This window comes from Bradyrhizobium sp. S3.2.6, assembly GCF_040546885.1.
In the GTDB taxonomy this organism is placed as follows: domain Bacteria; phylum Pseudomonadota; class Alphaproteobacteria; order Rhizobiales; family Xanthobacteraceae; genus Bradyrhizobium; species Bradyrhizobium cytisi.
In genome coordinates this window covers 1-1,021 of the sequence record NZ_JBEPOS010000072.1, presented here as the reverse complement: position 1 = coordinate 1,021, position 1,021 = coordinate 1, and the positions used below count along the sequence as shown (strand labels likewise).

Here is a 1,021-nt window from a genome sequence, read left to right as displayed (position 1 = left end):
GCCGCGCGGAGCGGCGGAAGGTTGAAGTAGGCTTGATCCGGGGTCATGTCGTCAAGACTCGAATGCGGACGTCGTCCGTTGTAAAAATCGAGATACCGGCCAATCGAATGTCGTGCCTCACCGACGGTTTCGTAGGCTCGCAGATAGACCTCCTCGTATTTGACGCTGCGCCAGAGCCGTTCGACAAACACGTTGTCCCGCCATGCGCCCTTGCCGTCCATGCTGATCGCGATGCCGTTGTCGGCGAGCACGTCGGTAAAGGCCTGGCCGGTGAACTGCGAGCCCTGATCGGTGTTGAAGATGTCCGGCTTGCCGTGACGAGCCAAGGCATCTTCCAGCGTCTCGACGCAGAAGGCTGCTTCCATCGTGATCGACAGCCGCCACGACAGAACACGACGGGTTGCCCAGTCCAGCACCACGGCGAGATAGACGAAGCCGCGCGCCATCGGGATGTAGGTGATGTCCATCGCCCAGACCTGGTTCGGTCGCGTGATCTCCATGCCGCGCAGCAGGTATGGATAGATCTTGTGGCCGGGCTCCGGCTTCGTTGTGCGCGGACGGCGATAAAGCGCCTCTATCCCCATCCGCCGCATCAGCGTCTTCACATGCCGACGGCCGATCTTGCACCCCTCGGCAGCCAGCAGGCCTCTCAGCATGCGCGAACCGGCGAAGGGAAACACCAGATGCAGCCGGTCGAGACGCCGCATGATCGCGAGATCGGCGTCCGGCACCGGCCGCGGCAGGTAATAAACGCTGCCGCGGCTGATCTGCAAAACTTCCGCTGTCGATCATCGCTTTGCGCTCAGCAATCCCGCCTTGGTGAGCGCTCCTTCTAAAAAATCGTTCTCCAGCGTCAGCTCCCCGATTTTGGCGTGCAGCGACTTCACGTCGATCGCAGGCACGGCCGGCGCAGCGCTGCCAAGTCCAAAAACTCCGGAAGCTCCGCCCTCCAGCTGAGCCTTCCACGCCGTGATCTGATTGGGATGGACGTCAAACTGCTCGGCCAGCTGAGCTATCGTCC

1 pseudogene is annotated in these 1,021 nt (G+C 61.8%); it reads right to left on the bottom strand.

From position 1 onward, the window contains the following. Nucleotides 1-1,021 (bottom strand): annotated as a pseudogene (locus ABID58_RS37355) (IS3 family transposase); the annotation flags it as partial.